This window comes from Paenisporosarcina macmurdoensis, from assembly GCF_042658845.1.
Classification (GTDB): domain Bacteria; phylum Bacillota; class Bacilli; order Bacillales_A; family Planococcaceae; genus Paenisporosarcina; species Paenisporosarcina macmurdoensis.
Map to the genome: position 1 here is coordinate 1 of NZ_JBHSRI010000006.1, position 21389 is coordinate 21389.

27 protein-coding genes are annotated in these 21389 nt (G+C 36.4%); 16 read left to right on the forward strand and 11 right to left on the reverse strand.

Annotated elements, in window-relative coordinates:
* Window positions 1-341 precede the first annotated feature (341 nt).
* From ACFPYN_RS05835 to ACFPYN_RS05850, 4 genes are all read right to left on the reverse strand, one after another.
* Entirely contained in the window at window positions 342-890 is a 549-nt protein-coding gene (locus ACFPYN_RS05835) for an SMI1/KNR4 family protein (protein ID WP_377733075.1), read from the reverse strand.
* Window positions 891-1364: 474 nt separating this feature from the next.
* Window positions 1365-1787 carry a GNAT family N-acetyltransferase gene (locus tag ACFPYN_RS05840; RefSeq protein WP_377733076.1) on the reverse strand — a complete coding sequence of 141 codons (423 nt, stop codon included), beginning with the start codon at window positions 1785-1787 and terminating at the stop codon, window positions 1365-1367.
* Between the two features lie 117 nt (window positions 1788-1904).
* Complete coding sequence (locus tag ACFPYN_RS05845) at window positions 1905-2222, reverse strand: hypothetical protein (RefSeq protein WP_377733077.1); 318 nt, start codon at window positions 2220-2222, stop codon at window positions 1905-1907.
* A gap of 108 nt (window positions 2223-2330) precedes the next feature.
* The gene (locus tag ACFPYN_RS05850) at window positions 2331-2525 is read right to left on the reverse strand and encodes a hypothetical protein (protein WP_377733078.1); all 195 of its coding nucleotides are present in this window, start codon (window positions 2523-2525) and stop codon (window positions 2331-2333) included.
* Window positions 2526-2691: 166 nt separating this feature from the next.
* On the opposite strand from ACFPYN_RS05850, the gene ACFPYN_RS05855 reads away from it, so the two are divergent.
* Window positions 2692-3510 (forward strand): protein-glutamine gamma-glutamyltransferase, encoded by an 819-nt coding sequence (locus ACFPYN_RS05855; protein WP_377733079.1) that lies wholly within the window; start codon window positions 2692-2694, stop codon window positions 3508-3510.
* 507 nt (window positions 3511-4017) lie between these two features.
* Here the strand turns inward: ACFPYN_RS05855 and ACFPYN_RS05860 are convergent.
* Window positions 4018-4413 carry a hypothetical protein gene (locus ACFPYN_RS05860; protein ID WP_377733080.1) on the reverse strand — a complete coding sequence of 132 codons (396 nt, stop codon included), beginning with the start codon at window positions 4411-4413 and terminating at the stop codon, window positions 4018-4020.
* 213 nt (window positions 4414-4626) lie between these two features.
* Window positions 4627-5064, reverse strand: a complete 438-nt coding sequence (locus ACFPYN_RS05865; RefSeq protein WP_377733081.1) for a hypothetical protein — start codon at window positions 5062-5064, stop codon at window positions 4627-4629.
* A 276-nt stretch (window positions 5065-5340) separates the two neighbouring features.
* On the opposite strand from ACFPYN_RS05865, the gene ACFPYN_RS05870 reads away from it, so the two are divergent.
* The gene (locus tag ACFPYN_RS05870) at window positions 5341-5898 is read left to right on the forward strand and encodes an MEDS domain-containing protein (RefSeq protein WP_377733082.1); all 558 of its coding nucleotides are present in this window, start codon (window positions 5341-5343) and stop codon (window positions 5896-5898) included.
* Between the two features lie 77 nt (window positions 5899-5975).
* On the opposite strand, the gene ACFPYN_RS05875 is transcribed toward ACFPYN_RS05870, so the two are convergent.
* The 4 genes from ACFPYN_RS05875 to ACFPYN_RS05890 all read right to left on the reverse strand — a co-directional run bounded on the left by ACFPYN_RS05875 (window position 5976) and on the right by ACFPYN_RS05890 (window position 7937).
* Window positions 5976-6392 carry a hypothetical protein gene (locus tag ACFPYN_RS05875; protein WP_377733083.1) on the reverse strand — a complete coding sequence of 139 codons (417 nt, stop codon included), beginning with the start codon at window positions 6390-6392 and terminating at the stop codon, window positions 5976-5978.
* Window positions 6373-6918 carry a GNAT family N-acetyltransferase gene (locus ACFPYN_RS05880; RefSeq protein WP_377733084.1) on the reverse strand — a complete coding sequence of 182 codons (546 nt, stop codon included), beginning with the start codon at window positions 6916-6918 and terminating at the stop codon, window positions 6373-6375. The genes ACFPYN_RS05875 and ACFPYN_RS05880 overlap by 20 nt, the downstream gene beginning before the upstream one ends.
* A gap of 1 nt (window position 6919) precedes the next feature.
* On the reverse strand, window positions 6920-7486 hold the full coding sequence (locus ACFPYN_RS05885) for a hypothetical protein (protein ID WP_377733085.1): 567 nt from the start codon (window positions 7484-7486) through the stop codon (window positions 6920-6922).
* 94 nt (window positions 7487-7580) lie between these two features.
* The gene (locus ACFPYN_RS05890; RefSeq protein ID WP_377733086.1) at window positions 7581-7937 is read right to left on the reverse strand and encodes a hypothetical protein; all 357 of its coding nucleotides are present in this window, start codon (window positions 7935-7937) and stop codon (window positions 7581-7583) included.
* A gap of 138 nt (window positions 7938-8075) precedes the next feature.
* Here ACFPYN_RS05890 and ACFPYN_RS05895 point away from each other — a divergent pair, with 138 nt between their 5' ends.
* The 7 genes from ACFPYN_RS05895 (at window position 8076) to ACFPYN_RS05925 (ending at window position 14940) form a co-directional block, all read left to right on the forward strand.
* Window positions 8076-8786, forward strand: coding sequence for a YwaF family protein (locus tag ACFPYN_RS05895; RefSeq protein ID WP_377733087.1), 711 nt, complete (start codon window positions 8076-8078; stop codon window positions 8784-8786).
* Between the two features lie 141 nt (window positions 8787-8927).
* Entirely contained in the window at window positions 8928-9413 is a 486-nt protein-coding gene (locus tag ACFPYN_RS05900) for a tetratricopeptide repeat protein (protein WP_377733088.1), read from the forward strand.
* A gap of 25 nt (window positions 9414-9438) precedes the next feature.
* Window positions 9439-9915, forward strand: coding sequence for a GNAT family N-acetyltransferase (locus ACFPYN_RS05905; RefSeq protein ID WP_377733089.1), 477 nt, complete (start codon window positions 9439-9441; stop codon window positions 9913-9915).
* A gap of 27 nt (window positions 9916-9942) precedes the next feature.
* Window positions 9943-10344 (forward strand): hypothetical protein, encoded by a 402-nt coding sequence (locus tag ACFPYN_RS05910; RefSeq protein WP_377733090.1) that lies wholly within the window; start codon window positions 9943-9945, stop codon window positions 10342-10344.
* Between the two features lie 106 nt (window positions 10345-10450).
* On the forward strand, window positions 10451-11704 hold the full coding sequence (locus ACFPYN_RS05915) for a GGDEF domain-containing protein (protein WP_377733178.1): 1254 nt from the start codon (window positions 10451-10453) through the stop codon (window positions 11702-11704).
* Between the two features lie 185 nt (window positions 11705-11889).
* Window positions 11890-12333 carry a MarR family winged helix-turn-helix transcriptional regulator gene (locus ACFPYN_RS05920; protein ID WP_377733091.1) on the forward strand — a complete coding sequence of 148 codons (444 nt, stop codon included), beginning with the start codon at window positions 11890-11892 and terminating at the stop codon, window positions 12331-12333.
* 3 nt (window positions 12334-12336) lie between these two features.
* Window positions 12337-14940, forward strand: a complete 2604-nt coding sequence (locus tag ACFPYN_RS05925; RefSeq protein WP_377733092.1) for an MMPL family transporter — start codon at window positions 12337-12339, stop codon at window positions 14938-14940.
* Window positions 14941-15351: 411 nt separating this feature from the next.
* On the opposite strand, the gene ACFPYN_RS05930 is transcribed toward ACFPYN_RS05925, so the two are convergent.
* Window positions 15352-15723: a hypothetical protein gene (locus tag ACFPYN_RS05930; RefSeq protein ID WP_377733093.1), complete on the reverse strand. Its 372-nt coding sequence runs from the start codon at window positions 15721-15723 to the stop codon at window positions 15352-15354.
* Between the two features lie 155 nt (window positions 15724-15878).
* On the opposite strand from ACFPYN_RS05930, the gene ACFPYN_RS05935 reads away from it, so the two are divergent.
* The 7 genes from ACFPYN_RS05935 to ACFPYN_RS05965 all read left to right on the forward strand — a co-directional run bounded on the left by ACFPYN_RS05935 (window position 15879) and on the right by ACFPYN_RS05965 (window position 21293).
* Window positions 15879-16829 carry a hypothetical protein gene (locus tag ACFPYN_RS05935; protein ID WP_377733094.1) on the forward strand — a complete coding sequence of 317 codons (951 nt, stop codon included), beginning with the start codon at window positions 15879-15881 and terminating at the stop codon, window positions 16827-16829.
* 59 nt (window positions 16830-16888) lie between these two features.
* Window positions 16889-17389, forward strand: coding sequence for a DinB family protein (locus tag ACFPYN_RS05940; protein ID WP_377733095.1), 501 nt, complete (start codon window positions 16889-16891; stop codon window positions 17387-17389).
* 120 nt (window positions 17390-17509) lie between these two features.
* Window positions 17510-17896, forward strand: coding sequence for a GntR family transcriptional regulator (locus tag ACFPYN_RS05945; protein ID WP_377733096.1), 387 nt, complete (start codon window positions 17510-17512; stop codon window positions 17894-17896).
* Window positions 17896-18783: an ATP-binding cassette domain-containing protein gene (locus ACFPYN_RS05950; protein WP_377733097.1), complete on the forward strand. Its 888-nt coding sequence runs from the start codon at window positions 17896-17898 to the stop codon at window positions 18781-18783. Before ACFPYN_RS05945 ends, ACFPYN_RS05950 begins: the two co-directional genes overlap by 1 nt.
* Entirely contained in the window at window positions 18764-19507 is a 744-nt protein-coding gene (locus ACFPYN_RS05955) for a hypothetical protein (protein ID WP_377733098.1), read from the forward strand. The genes ACFPYN_RS05950 and ACFPYN_RS05955 overlap by 20 nt, the downstream gene beginning before the upstream one ends.
* Window positions 19504-20202 (forward strand): hypothetical protein, encoded by a 699-nt coding sequence (locus ACFPYN_RS05960; RefSeq protein WP_377733099.1) that lies wholly within the window; start codon window positions 19504-19506, stop codon window positions 20200-20202. Before ACFPYN_RS05955 ends, ACFPYN_RS05960 begins: the two co-directional genes overlap by 4 nt.
* A 116-nt stretch (window positions 20203-20318) precedes the next feature.
* Window positions 20319-21293 carry an NAD(P)-dependent alcohol dehydrogenase gene (locus tag ACFPYN_RS05965; protein ID WP_377733100.1) on the forward strand — a complete coding sequence of 325 codons (975 nt, stop codon included), beginning with the start codon at window positions 20319-20321 and terminating at the stop codon, window positions 21291-21293.
* The last annotated feature ends 96 nt before the right edge of the window (window positions 21294-21389 follow it).

Consider the following 21389-nt stretch of genomic DNA (forward strand, 5'->3'; position numbering starts at 1 on the left):
TCAAAATGGAGATCTATCTTTTGAACTAAAGGAAGTTATATCTATAGCAAAAGAAACATTAGAAACAATTTCTCCTTTCATAAGGGACTTTAATTTAACTGATTGAAGTGCTTTTCTTATTCAACTAAGAAATATAAGCTTATTTTGCACCTCACTGATCTTCAACTCAAGCACCCGTTAGCCATCCATGTAGCTCAAAAATAATATCTACACCACAGATTATGAAAGAATATTACGTTCTTTCATGGGAGTTGAATAAGCATTAGGAATCTTTTCACAAAAAATAACTTTTATATTAAGCTTTTTCTTGGAGTAAAGCACCTACAAATAAATAGCTTTTCTCATCCAAATTCTAAGTAAATCCCATTTCTTAAATTTTCTTTGCCTTCTTTGAGTATTTCTCTAAGGAAATTATTAAGGTCATCGTATGATTTAATAACTTTTTTTGTTTTAAAATCCATTTCTAATATATTTCCATCAATATCAATAACGTAATATGCATTTTTCACAATGGAATCACCAAAAATAAAATGAGTCTGTGGTGTTCGTTTTCTTCGGTATAAATCTTGCATATTATCAAGTTCTATAGGTGTCATTATTTGTTCTTCTATGCTAAAACCTTTATATGTATCGGGGCTTTTTCCTGCTATCCTTAATAAATCAAATAAATAGCAACCATTGTAAAAGTTTAAAAATTCTTTGTATTGAGGAGGAAACTCTTGCTTTAGCTCTACTTCAAAGTGAGCAATTAATTCTTTGGATAATGGAGGTTGTAAGTGGGTATGCCATCTACCTACACCTAAATCACCCAATAAAATCGTATTAGTACGTAATTTCTTCTTATCATCTCTGTATATTTCACTAAGTTCCTGACCTATAAAATCGAACATTAAAAACACAACCTTCGTTTGTTATTGTGAGATCTTGTTCAAGTAATCAGCCGCGTTAGTTCAACAAGCACAAGGCTTCACCCCTAAATGAAGTAAAGCACCCTTTATTAAAGTTTATCTAAGATGATTTAGGAAAAGAAAGATAAAATAGGGAACAAAACAAGTAATACCACTATACTTAGAATCAAAGTTGATAAAATATCTTTTTTCCAAGTGTTATTTTGTGGATAACGGTTGTTCAATCTTTGGAAACCGAGTAGAAAACCCCACCAAATCAATAAACTTAATAAAAATTGACTAATGTTATCATAAAGCAACAAAACTCTTCCTCCTTTAAAACTAACCTACAATTTTACTTTAATACGTTCGCAAGATAAAACGGTTCCAATTTTATATAAATTTTCCATCCTAAATAAACAAAAATCTATTATGCTTGTACAACTAAACTGCCGCTTTAGTTGAAGAACTCTCAAATTACTTATGTTGTTTAAAGAAAATTATCTCTGGATCTCTTTCGTCTAAATTTTCAACAAATCCACTTTGTATAAATCCATTTGCTTTAAATACTTCTTGCATTCTTTTATTTGATTTATTGGTAGAAGAGAATATTTTCTTAGTTGGCGATATGCTTATAAAAGATTCTATAAGGGAAGTTGCATATCCTTTTCTTCTTTCAGCCGGTTTAACTATTATCAAAGATATAAAGCTACAATCAAAGAAATTAGTATCAAAAATTAAAAATCCTACCAATGTAAACTCATTTTTAAAAGCAATACATCGTCCTTCCTCAATTGCTTTTTTTATGTAATTTCGTCTGCTATCACTACCTATTACTTCTCTATCAATATTCACTAATTCATCTAAATCGTTTAATCGAGATTTAACCATAGATTCCATATTAAAGTGCCCCTTATTGAAAATTCGACTTTATTAAACCATTTTCTTCTTCAACTAACCTGCTTACGTTAGTTCAATAAGAAAAAGAGCTACCTAGGGCAGTTCAATGATCTTCGACTAAAGTACCCGTTTGTCCGTTAGATATAAATCTAACTGGGTAAATACTTCATCTATTTTTTCTTTATTTAATTCTATTCCCTCCACTTTTTTATCCAAGTTTTCAAAAATATCTTCCCAATCCTTTTTTGTCTTTATTTCCACAAATAATTGCCCTCTATCATTTATAAATCTTATCAATCCCTTAGTGTAGTTAAATTTATACAATAACAAGAAATTGCCAAATGCTTTTTCATCATAACTTTCGTCTATTAATACCAGTTCGTATTTTTTCTCGTCCCTAACTTTCTCCTTTATTAACTCATAAAAATCTTTCATTAGCTGACCCCATTTTTATAAATAAAGAATTATGTAAATCTCTTATTGAACTAACCTGCCCCTTTAGTTTCAGAAGAAAAAGAGGCTTATTCTTGAAATAGCATATTACTACGAAGCCTTATTTTTTCCTAGCTTTTGTGCGATATAAATTAGTAAAGTAATAATTGCCACGTTTTGGATACTGACAACAATAATAGCCACCATATCTTCTTCGTTTGTAGTTGCACCAGTTATAAGCCCTACTAAATTAAAAACAATGAATGACAAAATAAAAAGTCCAATAAAGATGCCCGTATATTTCACTCTAATCCCCCCTAATTTAAATTCATAACTAACCTGCTGCGTTACGAGTCCTATTAAAGGCCAACTTCCACCTATTTTATTTTTTGTGATAGCTACACATTAAACGGTTCTTGAATATGCTAGGTAAGAATGTAAATTAATAATCGAAATTGGAAAGAGGTATAGTATGATTCAACTATCGGGGATGCCCTTTCAACAAGGTGACCTGTGGCCGTCTGGTAGTATGGAACGGATGATTATTCAACGGATGATTGAAGATACAGTCGTTTACTCGTATCAATTCAAAGATGAATTATCTTTTGAGCTTAAGTTACGAAAAAATATTATCGTAAGTGCAAGAGCTATGAGTCAAAGCGATGTGCGGTTTGAAAGGTTTTTAAGTTCCCGTTGTAATCCTCAATACTGGCAATTGACGAGTACCGGCGGATTTTTGCTGCGGCAGGGAGTAAAGCCATCTGACGCGATTCAGGATATCTACATGAACAGTTCACAATATGCGTTTGAATGTGCCACTGCAATGCTCATTATCTATTACCATGCGGTCCTAAACGTTTTAGGCGAATCCTTATTTAATCAATATTTTCAAAATATCTATTTATACGGCTGGCATGCTGATCCCGACCTTGGAAAAACCGTCATTTATACAACTCATTTTCTGCCTGGAGATGTCGTCTATTTTGAAAATCCAGACTTCCATCCACAAACCCCTTATTGGAGAGGAGAAAATGCAGTTGTTCTAGGAGATGGTACGTATTTTGGGCATGGGATAGGAATAAAGACGGCTGAACAAATGATTGATACGCTGAATCAAACGAGAATGCCAGGGGCAAATCAATCAGCCTATCTGACAAATACAGTAGCAAGACCGTCATTCAACCATTTGGCGGAACTTTCGCTAGGGCAACTTGGGTATTCGGTTCATCAATACCAATATATCGTCCACCATAACGAAAGTTCGGTTCCAATTGATCGATATGTGTTCTAAATATTTTAACATTAATATCCAATAAATCTTCTTAAAATCAACACTTCTATTAGCATCGAAGTTCACATGCCAAATTTGCACACTGACAATAACTTCTGTCAACCTGTTAAAAGGGGTGCTAATTTACCCTTAATTCGGTTTAAAACCCTTACAAATCAACAAAAAAGGGCAGTCCAATTCAGGTGCGAATTGGGCTGCTAATTGGTGTGATAATTTAGTTTTTGTACTGGAAAACAGACCCCCTTACAAGTTTAGCTGCTTTTTCTTTTGAAATAGTTCTACTAATAATGCGTGTTGAACTTTACATAAAGAGTCTATTTTTAAGTAATGTTATGTTTTACAATGACAATATTATCTCTACTGTAGCGAGGATACTATTAGAAGTTGTGGTCCTGATTAACCTAATAGCTGTCTCCTTAAAGCTTTAATATGATAGGGGACAATGAAGAAAAGAATGAATTAAAAAAGGCATGCCAAATTACTTGGACATGCCTTTTTTGTTTGAAATTACTCAATTTCAAACGTGTACGTTGCTTGGAACTTGAAAGAACCAGTGTAAACTTGACCAAAACCGAAAACTGAAACGCGTGTTACATCGTCATAAATAAACGACAAAGAAGAGTTTGCTAAAATTGTTCGCGTAACGTTGCCAGAACTTCTTTCAAAGATGACGTTAATTCCATCATTGCTGAAGTTTTCAATCGTACCAGCTAAAACAACTGGTATTGAATTTGGTTCTACATCAAAAATAATGTTAGCCACAGTGTTAGACACACCTGCGAAAGGAACACAATTTTCGAAAGTCAATGTTTTCAAGCGATCATTTTCTGGTCTATTTGGGCACTTACATTCACAGCGGCTGATAAAACCTAAAGGTTGAGAGTGGTTATTTTTACAAGACATCTATTTTCACCTCCTTTATTAATAGAGTATGAGATTCGAACAGATATTCTTGGGCTTCTTGTAAAAAATAGAGGAACAAAACTCACAACTAGATTTCAATCTATAAATAAGTAAAGGAATGGTAGTGATGGGCGATTGATACTTTAAAATTTTCCCCAACAAAAAAAGCCCTTTCCAGGACTCTTTATTACTTGGTGAGGCGCTTACACGTTATTAAATTCTTAAATCTCCAATTTTCTCTATAAGTACCCTCCATGTATCTTTTGTTCTTTTACATCTGAGAAACTCATCGATACACCAGAAAAGACTAGAAGAAAGAACGGCGGTAATAAAAAAGATATTGTCTAACAAACTTTTGATGTTAGAAAATAATAGATCGCTTTCCAACTGAGAAAAAAACAAAATTTGCATTAAAACAAATGAAACGGCTAAGAAGAGATGAATGAATAATGTTGACATCCATCTAATCGGCCCTTTTAATTTTTTGGTAACTACATCAGACAGTATTGAAGATGGTAATCCATAAAACAAAAGAATAGGGAGTAAATACATACCCATGAAGAGGACAAAGCCTGATTGTTCAATAGAGAAATAAATGATCATAACAAAGACACAAGACACGATAGCAGAAATGATTTTTCTAATGATCAATAGCCTCGCCCCAATCATTATTTGTTTAACGAACCTTGCCAATTAATGAAAAAGTGATGTCTAAGTAACTTACTAATATCTTGAACTCTAGCAACATTAGGTCTTGGTAATAATTGCACTCACAAAACAAACGTAGATACACTATACCAACATGGATTCACCTGTTATTCTTAGAAAAGATACCATCAAAATTCGGGTCAATTAGACTATTCTTAGATATACTATGAATAAAAGCTAGACTGGATAATGGGTCTTTAAATTTCTTGGAGGTGAAATATGGACACTCTTTACAAAACAGAACTAGAGAAAATCACTAAGGGACATATTTTTTATCGATTCCAGGATGAAGAAGCTTACTTAAAGAACTTAATTTCTTTTATATTGGCTGGTATTGAAAACAAGGAACAAATATTAATTATAGAGAATATGAGAAATCTCCCTAAAATAAAAGATAAGATTGATATGTTGATTAGTGATGAACAACAAACGTCTATCCGCTTAGTAAATAATTTTGAGTATTATTTATCAAAGGGTGATTTTCATACACCCACGATTCTTAATTTTTTCCAAAAAGATCTCTCTGCTCTAAAGAATCTTAATACCTCGATTCGTACATGGGCTCATGTCGAATGGACATCATCTGAGCCAGATACTGAGTTACTAAAGGAATTTGAATCCACAGCAGATAAATTTGTATTAAAAGAAGATATGCTATCAGTTTGTGCATATTCATCTAGTCATCTAACTTCAACTATGAATATCGCTCTTGAACAGCTTCACAAATATGTTCTGACTGATGGCTCACTATCAGTATCGTCTTTGTATAATAGATAAGCTTTCAACATACAATAATATAAAGTCAGGGGGTTAATTTACTTCCTGACTTTTTGGTATGTAGTTGAAGTAATCTTTCAGTCTTGGCGTGGTAATACATCTTCCCAAAAGTCTATTGCTTCCTGGATATCATAGGTTTTTAAAACGATCCCTTTATGGTCAAAGATAATAAAAACAGGCGTTTTTTCAATATCTAATTTCGGATATTTAGTTTGAGTATAGATCAACTCATAATATATATGCTTTTTTGTTATCCTACTATTGTTAAATGATTCCGGCCATTCAATATAATACGATCCGTTTTCTTCTTTTCCTGCATCTTCACCCCATATAAGAAAAAGTGAATACTCACCTTTGTTGTCTGGCAATAGATTATGATAAGTAGCAGATTTGGCAGTGAAAAAAACAATGAGGATTATTGAACAAAAGAACATGACTAATAAAAAAGATTTAGGAATAACAGACACCCCCCAATTATCTATGAATCCATTCATCTTTTAAGACACCAAAAGTGGTTCTATCAAGGTATTCACCATGTAAGATTTCATGGTTTCGTATTCTTCCTTCTTCCTTAAAACCCAATCGTTCAGGAATTGCTTTGCTCTTAATATTAGTAGTCGCCATGTTTATTTCTACTTTATTTAGGTGTAAATCGGTAAGTGCGTGTTCGGTGAATACTTGACATGCCTTAGTCGCTAATCCGTATCCTTCAAAGTCTTTTCCTAGCCAATAGCCAATCTCAGTTTTGTGATTGCCCCGATCAACATACAAATAGCCGATTGAACCTGCAAGTTTCCCTTTATACCAGATGCCTGCCCAAAAACCATTACTAGAAGCAAATCTATTTAGAGACTTTTGAATAAACATTTCTGTATGTTGAACTTCAGTTGTGAATGCAGGGAAGGCAAGCCACTTTCCGATACTCTCTCGATTTGCATCGATTAAGTTAAATAATTCTTCCGCGTGTCTAGTTTCTAAAATAGATACGTAAGTATTTGAATCAATAATAGCTTTAAACATGTTAGCCCCCAGAGTCAACGTAACCTTGCAAGATTTCATTTATTTTTTCTGTGCTTGTTAATATTTCAATAGATGTTTCCTTTTCAACAAATCTATTGGAGCCACCACTATTAACTATTTTTGATAATCTAATTAATTCATTTGATGTTTCTTCGTTTAGGACTAAACCATTTTCACGTATTTCTCTGAGTAATAACTTGACGTTCGAAATGAGTTCCGCAAGTGGATCACGCAATTCTGGATTCAACAAGTTTTCATAGATTTCATCAGTCATATTGGATTTAGTGAAGACAGCTTCACTAGCGGGATTTTGTCTGAGTAGAAAGCCATCGATTCTCCCAGCAACATATTGTTCATTACGTTTCTTGCTATTTATCTCATCTAGAATGGTGGTGAATTCAGACATAAACATGGTCATTTCTGAACGAAAAGCATTATCGTGTGCCGCAGTTAACCAATTTTTATATTCATCGACTGAGTTAGCTTCTTTGGTTTCTTTGTCAAAAGAACACCCCGCTATTAAAATACTTAAAAGGAATATAAGAAGCAATGAACTGATTTTTTTCATATTTTTCACCATCCATTTTAATTAGGATATCATCGATAAAATAGCAACAATCCATTCAGGTGTGTATGGGAAAGTCATGTCTTCCTGAATTGTGTTACTGTGGCTGTTTTGCTACATATAAATAATCAGTTGATGTAAGAATGTCGACCTTCATCCCATTTTTCTCAAATGTGATGGTTGAGTCTGATTCTTGATCGGTCGCATCTTTCCATCCATATAGTCGAATGACAGCCAAATACCTCTTGGGTATGCCATCTTCTTCTGATGCAGCGCTCCAGGTAAACTCTTCTACTTTTGAATTCGCTATATTCTTCGTATGAATTGCATTTCCCGGTACCGGAAAGTTATTGAAATGAATTAATTCTTTGTAAGAATGGACGTAAAAATAACTCGCGACGTATGTAAGAAAGAGGGATCCTATTAGAACACTCCATTTTATTCTTTTTTTCATAGTAGGCAAAACCTCTCTCAGTAAAAATGTCTATACCATATATTCGCTAGTCAACTTGTCGTTCCCTTCAAAAAAAGGGGTTTTGTGTAAAAGAAACGAATAGGTAATATAAGCAGAAATTTGAAATGGGGGATGAGGGTGATAGGAAAAGAGAGCTCTGCATTCGAAATGTTTTCAAGTGCACATTTGGCAGTAATAATAGCGCTATTCTTTGTTATCATTCTCCTATTTCTTTCGAGAAAGAAATGGTCGTTTAAGCCTCAAAACATAAGGCGCACGGAACGCTTATTTGCATGTTCCTTATTAGTTATGGATATTTTTTATCATATTTGGTTGTTTCAAGCAGGACGATGGAGTTTTAGCAATTCGCTGCCGTTGGAATTATGCAGTATTAGTTTAGTGATGACGATCATTCTTCTTTGGACGAGTAATAAACATGTATACGATTTTGTTTTCTATGCGGGAATCGGGGGAGCCATCCAAGCAGTGGCTACACCCGTACTGGATATGGGTTTCCCACACTTCAGGTTTTTCCACTTTTTCTATACGCATATCGGCATTGTCATAACAGCGCTTTATTTTACTTGGGTAAAAGGGTATCGACCTACTTTTAAAGGCATTATCAAAACAATGGTCGCATTAAATGTCTTGTTGCCAATTGTCTTTGCTATCAATATATTCTTTCAAGGAAACTATATGTTTTTACGAACGAAACCAACGAATGGAAGTCTGCTTGATTTCTTAGGTCCGTATCCGTGGTACATCCTATCGCTTGAAGGTGTCACATTCTTTATTTTCGTCGTCTTATGGTTGGTTTTTAGGAAAAAGGTAGTGTCAGCAAATACATAAACGCTCTAATAATTAGGTTTTGTTAAAATATACTGTTGATTTCCGTTGCAGGCGGACGCTTTCCGCGGGCAGTGATTCAATTAAATTCAACTTCAAAATAGAGTTCGTATTTATTAAATAATAATTAAGGAGATACAAAGGATGCGTAAAAAATTGGATTTAGCCATTAATTTACGAAATGCAGGAAGGAAAAAAGAATCAAATGAATTACTTGTGAAATTGGTGGAGAAATTTCCTGGTGATGCATTCATTAACTACCAATGTGCATGGAGTTTTGATCTTTTAGGCGATGAGTCAGCGGCCGTGCCCTTTTATGAAAATGCCATCAATTTGGGTCTCTCTGGAAAAGATCTCGAGGGAGCATTAGTAGGATTAGGAAGCACATATAGAACATTGGGGGAGTATGAGAAATCTAAACAAGTGTTGCTAAAAGGAATGGATTTATTTCCAAACAATAAAGCAATACAAGTATTTTATTCGTTGACTCTATATAATTTGAAAGACCATGATTATGCGATGGAGTTACTACTGACATGTTTAATTGATACGTCTTCAGATAAAGAGATTTTGAGTTATAAAAAAGCACTCAATTTCTATTCAGATAAATTAAATGAAATATGGAATTAGTTGTGGTTTTGGGGAGTGAAAATGGATGGTGGTTACATTAGAAAAGGCTGTAGAAAAAGACGCAAACGCCATTTTTAGTATGCAAGTAAATGCATTTAAGCCACTACTAGAAAAGTATCAGGATTTTAACACAAACCCAGCAAATGAAACCATTGATCGAGTGGTTACCAGAATAAACAACCCATCTGGAGATTTTTATAAAATTCTCGTAGATGAAATTCTGGTAGGAGCTATTTATATATTTTGGAAAGAGCAAACACAGTTTTGGATCAGTCCAATGTTTATCTTGTCTAAATACCAAGGCCAAGGACTAGCTCAGGAAGCCATTACATTAGTAGAAAAATTGTTTCCACATGCAACTAGCTGGGAATTAGCAACGATAATAGAAGAAGAACGTAATTGTTATCTATATGAAAAATCGGGATACATCAAGACCGGTGTAATAAAGAAAATAAATGACAACACAACGCTTGGTTTTTATAAAAAGATCATGCGGAACTAAGTTGTTAACACATAAAGAGGCGTTCATATGGCGATAAACCTACCTAACTTTAAAATAATTGAAGTCTCAAAAAATGAAAAAGGAAGGTATATGAAACTGGAGATTCAACTGCCAGATGGGCTATCAATCATACGTTGGGATTTAGACCAATTTACGTATATACGAATTAAAGAGTTGGTCTCAAAAAAACACTTTGATTCACTTGCGACAGACTATACATACGAGCTGCTATCGTACGCTGGTAGTCATCAAGAGAAGGCAAATTGCATTCCGACGTTTGTTGGAATTATTAGATGCTTACAAGGTAATCGGGCGATACGAATTGAATTTACTTGTTCGGAGAGATTTGCAGGGAATATGGCTTGGTTTCGAAATGAAATTCAAAATAAAGATGATCTAAAACACTTAATATGGCAAGAACTGTCTTAGGGTGAATCACTACTAAATTATTTCATAAAATCATGTTAAAAGTATTCAGAATTTTACATGCATTGAAATAATGGTGTGTTATAATTTGGATATAATAGTTAAGAAGGTGCAAGAATTGAAGAAGTATAAAATTTTTGATATTAGTCTGTTTGCGACAAGCGTAGTTGTGGCCATATTATTTGCACCCTTAGAAGTAGAATGGACAAAATTTTTACTCGTGAGTGCCATTTATGTTGTTTTTTCTACTATCTATTCCAGTCTAAGAATTCAATATGGTAGTGGATCTGGAAGTTATGATTATGGTGTTTCCTATACTCAATCTTTGGCCCTATTCGCCGGACCATTTGGGCTTTTAATTTTTGAAACAGTACATCGTTTTGTTATATTTTTCCAACGAAAATATATGAAAACCGCTGATGAAGATGAATTTACAGATACGTTATATAACATCGGTTCATTCACGTTATACCATACTGTAGGGTATCTCTTCTTCTTTGCGTTATTCCCATATGCAGAAATGGTTCCATTTGGATACTTCCTTCTCTTCTTTGTGAGTGCAGTGATTATAAGCTGGCAATCAGATATTCTTCTTGTAGTCGCTTTTTATATAAGTGGAAATGTCCGTACCTGGTCGGAAGTAGTGAAGTTTTTTAATAAAAGGAGCATTTTAGATACCGGTAAAGTTGCTATAACAAATGGACTATTATTTTATTTCGTTATGGAAAGCCAATGGGAAATGTTAATTGTTTTCTTCATCATGAATTACATTGTGAGCAAGTCATTCCTTTCCAAACATGAAACCATTCAAAATGAGTTAGAGCGGGACCGCTTCCGTGAAATGGCCTATACAGATTTCATGACAGGGTTGTCTAATCGGGCAATGATGGATAAGAAAATGGAGGAGATCAATGGCACGAATGAAGTGCTTGCCATTGTGGTTGCTGACATAGATAAGTTTAAATCGATCAACGATTCATATAATCATGCAATCGGAGATCGTGTGATTCAACACTTTGCTGGAATCTTAAAATCTCATGCTAGTAATGACGATTGCGTGTTTCGAAGTGGTGGAGAAGAATTCACATTGTTCTTGCGAGGTCGTAGTTACGCAGAATGTTTGGAAGTACTTGAATTGGTGAGAAGTTATGTAAGTGCTCATCCCGTTCATGTCGAACATAATGGCGCAGAAACAGCCATCGATTATACCGCGTCATATGGTTTGTATTTCAACAAGATGACCGAAGAATTGCCGATGGAGCGAGCGTATATTTACGCAGATCAGCTATTACTTGAGGCAAAAGATCTCGGGCGTAATCGAGTGAATGTAAGTGATGGCCAACGAATTGTGATCCATAGTTAGAAGTAAGGAACTGTCCCCAAAGTCATAAAATATGACTGAGGGCAGTTCCTTTTTTATATTTAGTTAGAGGTTGATTTCCGTTGCAGCGCACTTCCATACACCTCTTCGCACTCTGCACATCCTCGTTTGACTTTTTTTAGTTTACCCCCTAAACTAAAAAATATCGGTTTAGGGGGTAAACTAGTATGGATAAGAGAATAAAAGAAGCTGTTTCTCTGTTTGAAGAAGTCTTGATTTACGGAACAGAACGGGTGATTCGAAGTGTGGATGATCCACTTTGGAGAGAATATTCACCTGAACAAATTCAAGTGTTGAAACTGATTCACAAAGAAGGCGAGGTCACTTCTGGTAGACTCGCAGTTTTGCAAGGCGTACATAAAAGTGCCATTTCAAACCGACTGAAAAAACTAAAAGAAAAAGAGTTAGTAGACACTAAACCTTCAGGTGATAAACGAGAAAAGATTCTTGTGTTAACTCAACTGGGCGAATCGGTTATTAAAAGATCAGACGAAGTATTGCATGAATACATTGGAAAATTGATGTCTAATCAAGTAGATGATCAAGAAATAGATCAGTTTTTAGTGATGTTTCGCAAGATAAGTAAAATTATGAAAATGAATGGAGTCTAACGAATGAACACGATATTGAGATGGAAATGGCCAATCACCATTGGCATACTAGCAATTACGGTCGTGTTGTTTCTACTTGCACCAAATTTAACGGAGCAAGCTGAAAAAGCGGGATCCTTCCAGTTGTCTAAAGATGCCTCTTCACAACAAGCAGCCCAAATGCTTGAAGAGGCGGGGGAAAGTGACCAAACGATTTCCGTTGTGGTTGAACTTAATGAAGCTTTAACAGATGATATGCGAAGCCAATTGAGCACAATGGCGGACGAAATCGCAGCTCTTGGGGACACGGTGACAAGTGTATTAAACCCCGTTGAAAGCGATGAGCTAGAAAGTCAGCTCGTTTCTGAAAATAAAAAGACTGTGCTTATTCCCATTACGGTCGATGGTACAGATGAAGAAGTGAATCAAGTTGCAGAAGACATTCGGGAGACTGTTATTCCGTCTGACATGACGGCTTATGTAACAGGATTATCGATCATAAATAACGATGTAAATATAAGTTCCCAAGAAGGCTTGAAACGTACAGAAATCATTACGGTCATCTTGATTTTCGGTTTATTACTTGCCGTATTCCGTTCTATTGTCACACCATTCGTTCCTTTAGTGGCAGTCGGGATTACTTATTTATTGAGTCAATCATTGGTCGCATTTTTCATTGATTGGTTTGGCTTCCCTGTTTCGAACTACACTCAAATATTCTTAGTAGCCATTTTATTTGGTATTGGAACGGACTACTGTATTTTACTGTTGAGTCGTTACAAAGAAGAACTATCAGCAGGACACGAAGTGAAACAAGCGATTGTCAATACTTACAAAACTGCGGGACGGACTTTGCTCATTAGTGGAGTAGCTGTCTTTATTGGATTCTTTGCAATTGGCTTTGCAGAATTCCCTATTTTTAAATCAGCAGTAGCTGTAGCGGTGGGAATTGCCGTCTTATTACTCGTGCTATTTACCGTCGTACCAGTGTTAATGTTGGTTTTGAAAGAAAAACTATTTTGGCCATCTAAAAAATCGGCATCTCATAAAGACAGCAAACTTTGGGCAACGATGAGCAAACTATCGGTCAATCGTCCAGTAGTATCTATACTGGTAGTAGCCATTTTAACGGTTCCATTATTACTGACTTACGATAATTCATTATCGTTTAACACAGTGGATGAGATCGGTGATGACTACGAATCAGTCAAAGGATTACGTGCCATTGAAAATGGTTTTGGAAAAGGCGATTCCTTGCCTGTTCAAGTAATCATTGAATCAGATGAAAAGCTTGCAAACGAAGAAATGATTCCATACGTAGAGCGTTTAAGTCAGCGTTTTGAACAAATAGAAGGCGTTGAAAAAATTCGTACCGTGACGCGTCCAACGGGTGAAATGATTGAGGATTTGTATGTGGATCAGCAACTGGGTCTACTAGCAGACGGATTAACTGATGCTCGCGAAGGGTTAAGTGAAATCAGTGAAGGTCTTAGTCAAATTCAAAGTGGATTAGCTGGTGGAGGAAACGACAGTGGGGGACTCGGCGAAGTTGCCAAAGGTATCGCTCAGTTAAATGAGCAATTAACACTGACAACTCAAGGATTGCAGCAAACTGGTAACGTTCAACAAACCGTCGGTGCTTTGACAGCGATAAGTAGTCAACTGGGTCAAATCCAACAAGGACTTGCAAGTGCAGGTGGCGATGGAGCAGGGATGTCTCAGTTAACAGAAGGTCTTGCAGCATCGAACGAAGGCCTTACTCAAATCACAGATGGCTTGACTGAAGTCAGCGGCATGATGAAAGCGATGAGTGAAAGTGATAGTGTGCGTGAAACAGGATTGTACATTCCTGCAGGCACATTGGAAAACGAAGAGTTTGCTCAAGTATTAGAACGTTATACATTTGCAGACGGCAACGGTATTAAAATGGAAGTCGTTCTTTCCGATGATCCATATTCACCGGAAGCAATTGCCACTGTACATCGATTGAAAGAAGCGGTCGCATCTGAAGTAAAAGGGACACCTTTTGAAGATGTCGATATTGCATTTGGTGGAATTTCTAGTGTGAACAGTGATTTAGCGGACATCTCTTCAAGCGATTTCTCAAACACGGTCATCATCATGTTAATTAGTTTGTTTGTGGTGCTATCCATTATGTTCCGTTCAATGATTATGCCATTATTCATGATTGGCTCATTGTTGTTAACGTACTTTACATCCATCGCAATAGCAGAGTTGATTTTTGAGAATATATTAGGCTTTGACGGCATTAGCTGGGCAGTACCATTCTTTGGCTTTGTCATGTTAGTGGCACTCGGGGTCGACTATTCCATCTTCTTACTGGATCGTTTCCGTGAAGAAGCGGAACGTGGCATAACAGTTCGCGAGGCGATGCGCTTATCCATGACGAAGATGGGAACTGTCATTATCACAGCTGCCATTATTTTAGCCGGAACATTTGGAGCGATGATGCCTTCAGGCGTCTTGAGCTTAATGCAAATTGCTTCCATCGTAGTGATTGGATTACTGCTCTATGGCTTAATTGTCTTGCCATTACTAATTCCAGCAATCACGGTATCGTTTGACCGTGGTGTATGGTGGCCATTCGGAATGAAAAAGAAAAAATAATCAAACGGAAAGGAGCTGTCCAAAAAGTCATAGAATATGACTTAGGACAGCTCCTATTTATATTTAGTAGAGGTGCTTTCCGTTGCAGGCGGACGCTTTCCGCGGGCATGGTCTCAGCCTCCTCGACGAGCAAGAAAGAGACTGCTCCTGCATCGCTGCGCTAGCTTCGTCGCAAACGAGTAGTGCAAATTTTTTTGCACTACTCGTTGCCTGCGGGGTCTTCACCTCATGCTAATCCCGCTGGAGTCGCCGCCTTTCACTCCAATCAACTGCAAGTTTATCAGTACAAAACAGATAATTATAACCGTTTACAATGTTTGAATGTAGGTGCAGATAAAAGACTCATTTTTCTCCACTTACTTTATATTAGAGACTTATTAGACAGCCCTTTTCGTTATTCACATAAATTGTTTACAGTCCAAGCGGCAATTGAAACAAAAGATAGTTGCTTGTCCATTCATGACATTTGATTACTATTTTTTCGTCATCTTTTTTAAAGAAATAATTTAATTCGTTTTGCTCGACAAATTCCCAACCGTTCCGAGTCATTCGTTTTTTCAATGATTGCTCCGCCAGATCTTGCGAGTCATCAGTTACAAACCATAAATATCCGTCTTGTTGGGTTATTTTCGAAAGGGGTAAGTCAGACGTTGTGGCTAGATTGGCCACTTCATACTTTGTTTTGTTTTCAAATGGAAGTTCTGGGTAATGGAATTTCGTTGAAAGTAAAGCATTGACGGAAACAATAAGCAATATAACAATCGGCAGTATCCATTTTTTCATATCACGACTCACCCCATTCCGCCCCGATTTTTTAACTTATTCATTAGACTCTTTAAACCTGTGGAAAGTTCCAATATTTCAATGAATTCCCAAAAATAAATTTATTGAAACTTCTTTTCTTGTATTTCGTAATACTGAGCAAGGGAGTGATCAGCATGTGGTCAACATTGCAACAACGACAATCAGAACTTCAACTAATAATTAATGAACAGGAACGGTTACTGCGAAAGCAGGCTTCTCTTCAAGTAGATGTAGTAAAACAAACGCATAAACGCGATGAACTCAAGAGTGAACTAACACAAGAACAGTTGGATGTATCCAAGTTAGATGGTTTTTCTTTTTCCAATATGGTGAGGAAATGGAAAGGTACTCAAGAAGAAATTCGTGACCACGAACAGGCAGAAGCTGCTGCGGTTGAATTGAAATGGAATGAAGCGGTAAAGATGGTGCGTGATTTGGAAGTGGAATTAACGACAGTGCGTAAAGAATTAGTGGATGAAAAATATCATCTTGTGCATGCCCAATGGCAACGTTTAATGAACGAAAAAGAGGGATGGCTACGAGATCATTCACCTGAAAATCAAGCAGTTATGGAAGAGTTGTATTCCCGAAAAACAGTTGTCCAAACGATGTTGAAAGAAATAGAAGAAGCACAGAGCGCTGGCACTACTGCGAAGACACTGTTATCAACTGCCATTAACCAACTCGCTTCTGCAAAAAGTTTCTCCACTTGGGATACGTTTTTAGGTGGCGGCATGATTGTAACTGCCATGAAACATAATAAAATGGATGAATCAGAAGACACCATTCACCAAGCGCAAATGGCGCTCCATCGATTCCAGACCGAAGTAAAAGATGTGCAAGCGTTAGAAATTGGGTCATTTGTTGTCGAGCGTGGTGGCTTTATTAAAATGGCTGATTACTTTTTCGACGATATCTTTAGTGAATGGACCATACACTCACGCATTAAGAAGTCACAAGAGCACTTACAAAACACAATGAACGATGTTGGTAAAGTACTGTATTCATTACAAGGGAAAAAGCATGTGTTAGACGGAGAATTCAAAGATATTGAAGAAAGAAGGAAACGACTAATCGAAGAATGAAGAAGGGATTTCACAACTTCTAGAGAAAGTTACTAAGGACAAATTAAAGGAGGAACATGATGTACCATACAATGGATGAATTTTTAGCTGAATGGACATACGAAAGTGACTCTACCCAAAAAATAGTAGACTTATTAAACGACGATTCATTATCAACACGTGTCAGTGAAGGAGAGCGTTCTTTAGGTTTCTTAGCATGGCATATCGTCCTATCTGTGCATGAAATGATGTCCCGTGTGGGTCTAGAATTCAACGCACCACAGCACGATGCAGCATTACCAGCGACAGCTAGCCAAATCGCTCAAGGCTACCGGCAAGCAAATCAGGCTTTCAAAGAAGCCATTCGAGCGCAATGGACAGATGCTGAGCTTTCTTTAGAACACGATATGTATGGCGAAATGTGGTCAAATGCAACTACGCTCAATGTATTAGTCAAACATCAAATTCATCATCGTGGTCAATTAACGATATTGATGAGACAAGCGGGTCTTTCCATGATCGGCGTATACGGTCCGTCGCGTGAAGAATGGGCTTCCTATGGTGGAGAAGTTCCAGAATAATAACGCTGAAAAACAACTTCAAAAAAGAAGTTGTTTTTTTGTTGCAAAAATTCAAAATATGGCATATAGTACATTACAACAGTAATGCACTAGAAAAAGGTAAAGAAGGGAGGCGCTTATGTGAAGTTCTATGAAGACTCAGATCTCCCCATCTATGTCCAAGTGGCAGAATGGCTTGAAAATGAAATTCTCCGCGGCCAGTTTCAGCCAGATGACAAAATGTATTCTCAATATCAACTCGCAGACGTATTCACGATTAACCCAGCAACTGCTGGAAAAGGTCTTTCAATCTTATTGGACAATGACATTTTATATAAGAAAAGAGGACTGGGCATGTTCGTTACTTCAAATGCGAGAACCATCATTTTAGCCAAGCGAAAAAGCGAAAAATTATCGATTTTGGTAAAAGGCATCGTCGATGAAGCTGATCATTTAGAAGTGCCTTTTGAGGAATTAATCGACATGTTAAAGAGGGAGAAATTGAATAATGAACGGGGGAAAGTTTAGTGATTAAATGCGAGAATTTATCGAAAAAATATCGTTCTACGCATGCGTTGTCGAACTTAAGTTGCGTCATTAAAGAAAATACAATTACAGGTGTAATTGGAAGAAACGGTGCTGGCAAGACGACCTTTCTAAAATTAATTGCCGGATATTTAAAGAAAACGACTGGAGAACTTCGTGTTATGGATGAAAATCCTTTCAACAGTTTAAAAGTATCGGCAAATACGATTTTTATTGATGATCAAATGAACTTGCCTACTTCGCTGGATTTAGAAGAATTGCTCGATTCATTCTCCATGTTTTATCGGAATTGGAATGACTCATTAGCAAAAGAATTAATGGCGTACTTCCAACTGCCGCAAAAGGCGTATGTGCAAAATCTATCAAAAGGTATGTTAAGCACGTTCCATGCCATTATCGGCTTTGCCGCAAGATGTCCGCTGACTATTTACGATGAACCAACAACCGGAATGGATGCAGCTGTTCGAAAAGATTTTTATCGAGCTTTACTAAAAGATTACTTGGCATTCCCGAGAACGATTTTACTATCGAGTCATCACTTAGATGAAATCGAGAACTTACTCGAAGATGTGCTGATTATTCATCAACAACATGCATTTTTGCACACTTCCGTCTCTGAATTAAAAGAAAGTGTGATAGGAGTTAAAGGGGAAAAAGGGGCAGTTGACCGGTTTATATTGATGCATGAAAAACTTTCATATACCGAAACGATGCCTGGGTTTGTGATGGCCGTCGTCAAAATGAGCGGGAATGTTTTCCAAAGTAAACACCCAGACTTAACGTTTACGAATCTTTCAGCAAACGAAGCTTTCGTGTACGTAACTGCTCCAACAGAAGGAGGAATTGATCGTGTCTTTACAGGAAGTTAGGTTGTATGAAGTAGTAAAGAAGCAGGTTATTTATAAAGTTAAATCGTATACGGGCATACTCCAGACGTTAATGGTCCTTCAACTAATCGGTTTATTTATAGCTGCGAGCGGAAGCTCTGGCATGGTGGGTGGAAGTTCAATGTCATTAAACTATTCGTTTACTTTTTTTAGTGGAACAGCACTCGCGGTGATGACCATTTTGTGGATTATAACGAATAGCGTTTTAATCTCAACAACAGCATATAAAAATGATGATTTTACATTCGTGTCTACTAGATGGAGTAGACATTTGGCAAATGGCGTTTATATCGGATTTCTTGCAATCTTAGGAACTTTGACTTCTTATATGGGAATTAATGTATTAAAAATCGTTTACCAAATACTTCAAGTAGAAGCTATTTATGATGTTAATTTATCTTATATGGACCAATTCGCTAGCATAATTAATATATTTGGATATGTTCTATTGTCGGGCATTTTAGCTTACTTTATTGGTTCTGTTCTACAATTTAATAAGTTATTTACTGTCTTCGGAATAATAGCAATCGTAGCTTTCATTGCGGTATTTAATAGTTTCAGTCAAGTGAATCTTTATTATTCTATAGGAAAATTTATATTCGCAGAAGAATCCATTTCTATTTTTATTATAAAAATAATTAGCATTTGTCTACTTGCCTTTAGTGCATCTTGGTTCTTCAATAAAAATCAGGAGGTGCATTCATGATTCTTGTAGCGTTAATGCCGATTTTAATCATAGTATCCATTGTTATCGCCATTCTACGTTTTAATCGTCCAAACGTAAAAACCAGTAAAACTAAACTTTCATCAAGAGTGAATATTCGGTTACTGATGGTTTATGTTGTAGTTTTATTAGCCTCAACAGTTTGGACGTGGGCTTTCCCGGTTTCCTCTGAAAGTGTCACGGCGTTAACGAGCAAAGAAGTGAATGAGAAGAAACAAAACTATCGTTTACTTACTGCAGGTAGTGCTGAAGAAATGGATGATAGCAGTATCATTGAAACATGGTCACATCCAGTAAATGATGGTGTATTTAAAATTACTACAAAAAGTTTTGAAGAAATGCCACTGAGTCTCGTCATTAAAAGAACCGATAATAATGAATCGGTCGTTAAAGCTTCTCTCTATAAAAGCATGGTGCTATATAATCAATATGAAATTGAGACGAACTTAGATCAAGTTAAAATAGAGTGGAAAAATGATACGTTGGAAATAGGAGTTCAGTCATCAGTAACGAACCTTAATCTGTTGTTTTATGATTACGAGCCAATTAATCGTAAATTCCAATTAGAACACAATTACGGCGAGTTTAGTGAATATTTGCCAGTCTTATATGTGGAAGTTCCAAAATCAATCAAACTGTATGTGGATCAAAAGCTTGTGACTAATATTAGTGATTAAATTGCTTTATTGAGACAAGGCGAGTTGTAGAACACTACTTGAAGAATGAACCATCGTTCTATTTATTCGTATTATTCGTATGATAATAATGAATAGAAGCAATGGGAGGAGAATAGTTGAAAGCAATTGTCTACACAAAGTACGGTCCCCCCGACGTTCTGCAACTGAAAGAGGTAGAAAAACCTACTCCTAAGAATAATGAAATACTAATAAAAATAAAAGCGACAACCGTAACAGTAGCAGATATTCGGTCACGAAGTTTTACAGTTCCTCCCGCTTTTTGGCTACCTGCTCGAATCGCACTTGGTTTCAGACAACCCAAAAAAGAGATATTGGGGATGGAGTTAGCTGGTGAAGTGGAGTCTGTAGGTAAAGATGTCAAGCTGTTTAAGAAAGGTGATCAGGTTTATGCTGCTTCCCTAGTGGGTTTTGGTGCCTATGCCGAATATAAGTGTCTGCCTGAAGAAGGACCAGTCAGTCTTAAACCCTCCAATCTCACTTTTGAGGAAGCAGCTGCCATTCCCATCGGCGCACGAACAGCCTTGCATTTTCTTAGAAAAGCTAATATTCAAAGTGGTCAAAAGGTTCTTGTTTATGGAGCTTCAGGAAGTGTTGGAACTTATGCTGTGCAGATTGCAAAGTTCTTCGGAGCAAACGTAACAGGGGTTTGCAGTACCACGAATTTAGAATTGGTAAAATCTCTGGGGGCAGATCGGGTAATTGATTACACGGCAGAAGATTTTTCGAGTACAGGGGAAACGTATGATGTGATTTTTGAAGCGGTAGACAAGAGTTCGTTTACAGCTTGTATGAAATCGCTAAAAAAGGACGGAACCTATATAAATACCACTACACCGTTACCAGATCCTCCAATGCTATGGACGAAATTAACAACTAACAAAAAACTAGTCTTGAGTCAAAATTCACCTGAAAGTTCCGAAGCTCTAAACTTCCTCAAAGAACTTGTTGAGGTGGGGAAGTTAAAAGTGGTTATTGACAGGTGCTATACGTTTGAAGAAATAGTTGAAGCTCATAGATATGTCGAGAAAGGACACAAGAAGGGAAATGTCGTCATAACTGTGGGAACTTAAAAGCATTTGGCAATGTCGTTCAATAAAAGAGGATAACTACTAAATATGACCCGCTTCATGTAAAGAACTCTTTACATGAAGCGGGCTTTTATTTAC

Bases quoted from the DNA above. Each gene is read 5' to 3' on its own strand.
- ACFPYN_RS05835 (WP_377733075.1), bottom strand. From the start codon at position 890: ATGTTCGATTTTATAGGTCAGGAACTTAGTGAAATATACAGAGATGAT.
- ACFPYN_RS05840 (WP_377733076.1), bottom strand. From the start codon at position 1,787: ATGGAATCTATGGTTAAATCTCGATTAAACGATTTAGATGAATTAGTG.
- ACFPYN_RS05845 (WP_377733077.1), bottom strand. From the start codon at position 2,222: ATGAAAGATTTTTATGAGTTAATAAAGGAGAAAGTTAGGGACGAGAAA.
- ACFPYN_RS05855 (WP_377733079.1), top strand. From the start codon at position 2,692: ATGATTCAACTATCGGGGATGCCCTTTCAACAAGGTGACCTGTGGCCG.
- ACFPYN_RS05860 (WP_377733080.1), bottom strand. From the start codon at position 4,413: ATGTCTTGTAAAAATAACCACTCTCAACCTTTAGGTTTTATCAGCCGC.
- ACFPYN_RS05870 (WP_377733082.1), top strand. From the start codon at position 5,341: ATGGACACTCTTTACAAAACAGAACTAGAGAAAATCACTAAGGGACAT.
- ACFPYN_RS05875 (WP_377733083.1), bottom strand. From the start codon at position 6,392: ATGAATGGATTCATAGATAATTGGGGGGTGTCTGTTATTCCTAAATCT.
- ACFPYN_RS05880 (WP_377733084.1), bottom strand. From the start codon at position 6,918: ATGTTTAAAGCTATTATTGATTCAAATACTTACGTATCTATTTTAGAA.
- ACFPYN_RS05885 (WP_377733085.1), bottom strand. From the start codon at position 7,486: ATGAAAAAAATCAGTTCATTGCTTCTTATATTCCTTTTAAGTATTTTA.
- ACFPYN_RS05890 (WP_377733086.1), bottom strand. From the start codon at position 7,937: ATGAAAAAAAGAATAAAATGGAGTGTTCTAATAGGATCCCTCTTTCTT.
- ACFPYN_RS05900 (WP_377733088.1), top strand. From the start codon at position 8,928: ATGCGTAAAAAATTGGATTTAGCCATTAATTTACGAAATGCAGGAAGG.
- ACFPYN_RS05905 (WP_377733089.1), top strand. From the start codon at position 9,439: ATGGTGGTTACATTAGAAAAGGCTGTAGAAAAAGACGCAAACGCCATT.
- ACFPYN_RS05910 (WP_377733090.1), top strand. From the start codon at position 9,943: ATGGCGATAAACCTACCTAACTTTAAAATAATTGAAGTCTCAAAAAAT.
- ACFPYN_RS05920 (WP_377733091.1), top strand. From the start codon at position 11,890: ATGGATAAGAGAATAAAAGAAGCTGTTTCTCTGTTTGAAGAAGTCTTG.
- ACFPYN_RS05925 (WP_377733092.1), top strand. From the start codon at position 12,337: ATGAACACGATATTGAGATGGAAATGGCCAATCACCATTGGCATACTA.
- ACFPYN_RS05930 (WP_377733093.1), bottom strand. From the start codon at position 15,723: ATGAAAAAATGGATACTGCCGATTGTTATATTGCTTATTGTTTCCGTC.
- ACFPYN_RS05935 (WP_377733094.1), top strand. From the start codon at position 15,879: ATGTGGTCAACATTGCAACAACGACAATCAGAACTTCAACTAATAATT.
- ACFPYN_RS05940 (WP_377733095.1), top strand. From the start codon at position 16,889: ATGTACCATACAATGGATGAATTTTTAGCTGAATGGACATACGAAAGT.
- ACFPYN_RS05960 (WP_377733099.1), top strand. From the start codon at position 19,504: ATGATTCTTGTAGCGTTAATGCCGATTTTAATCATAGTATCCATTGTT.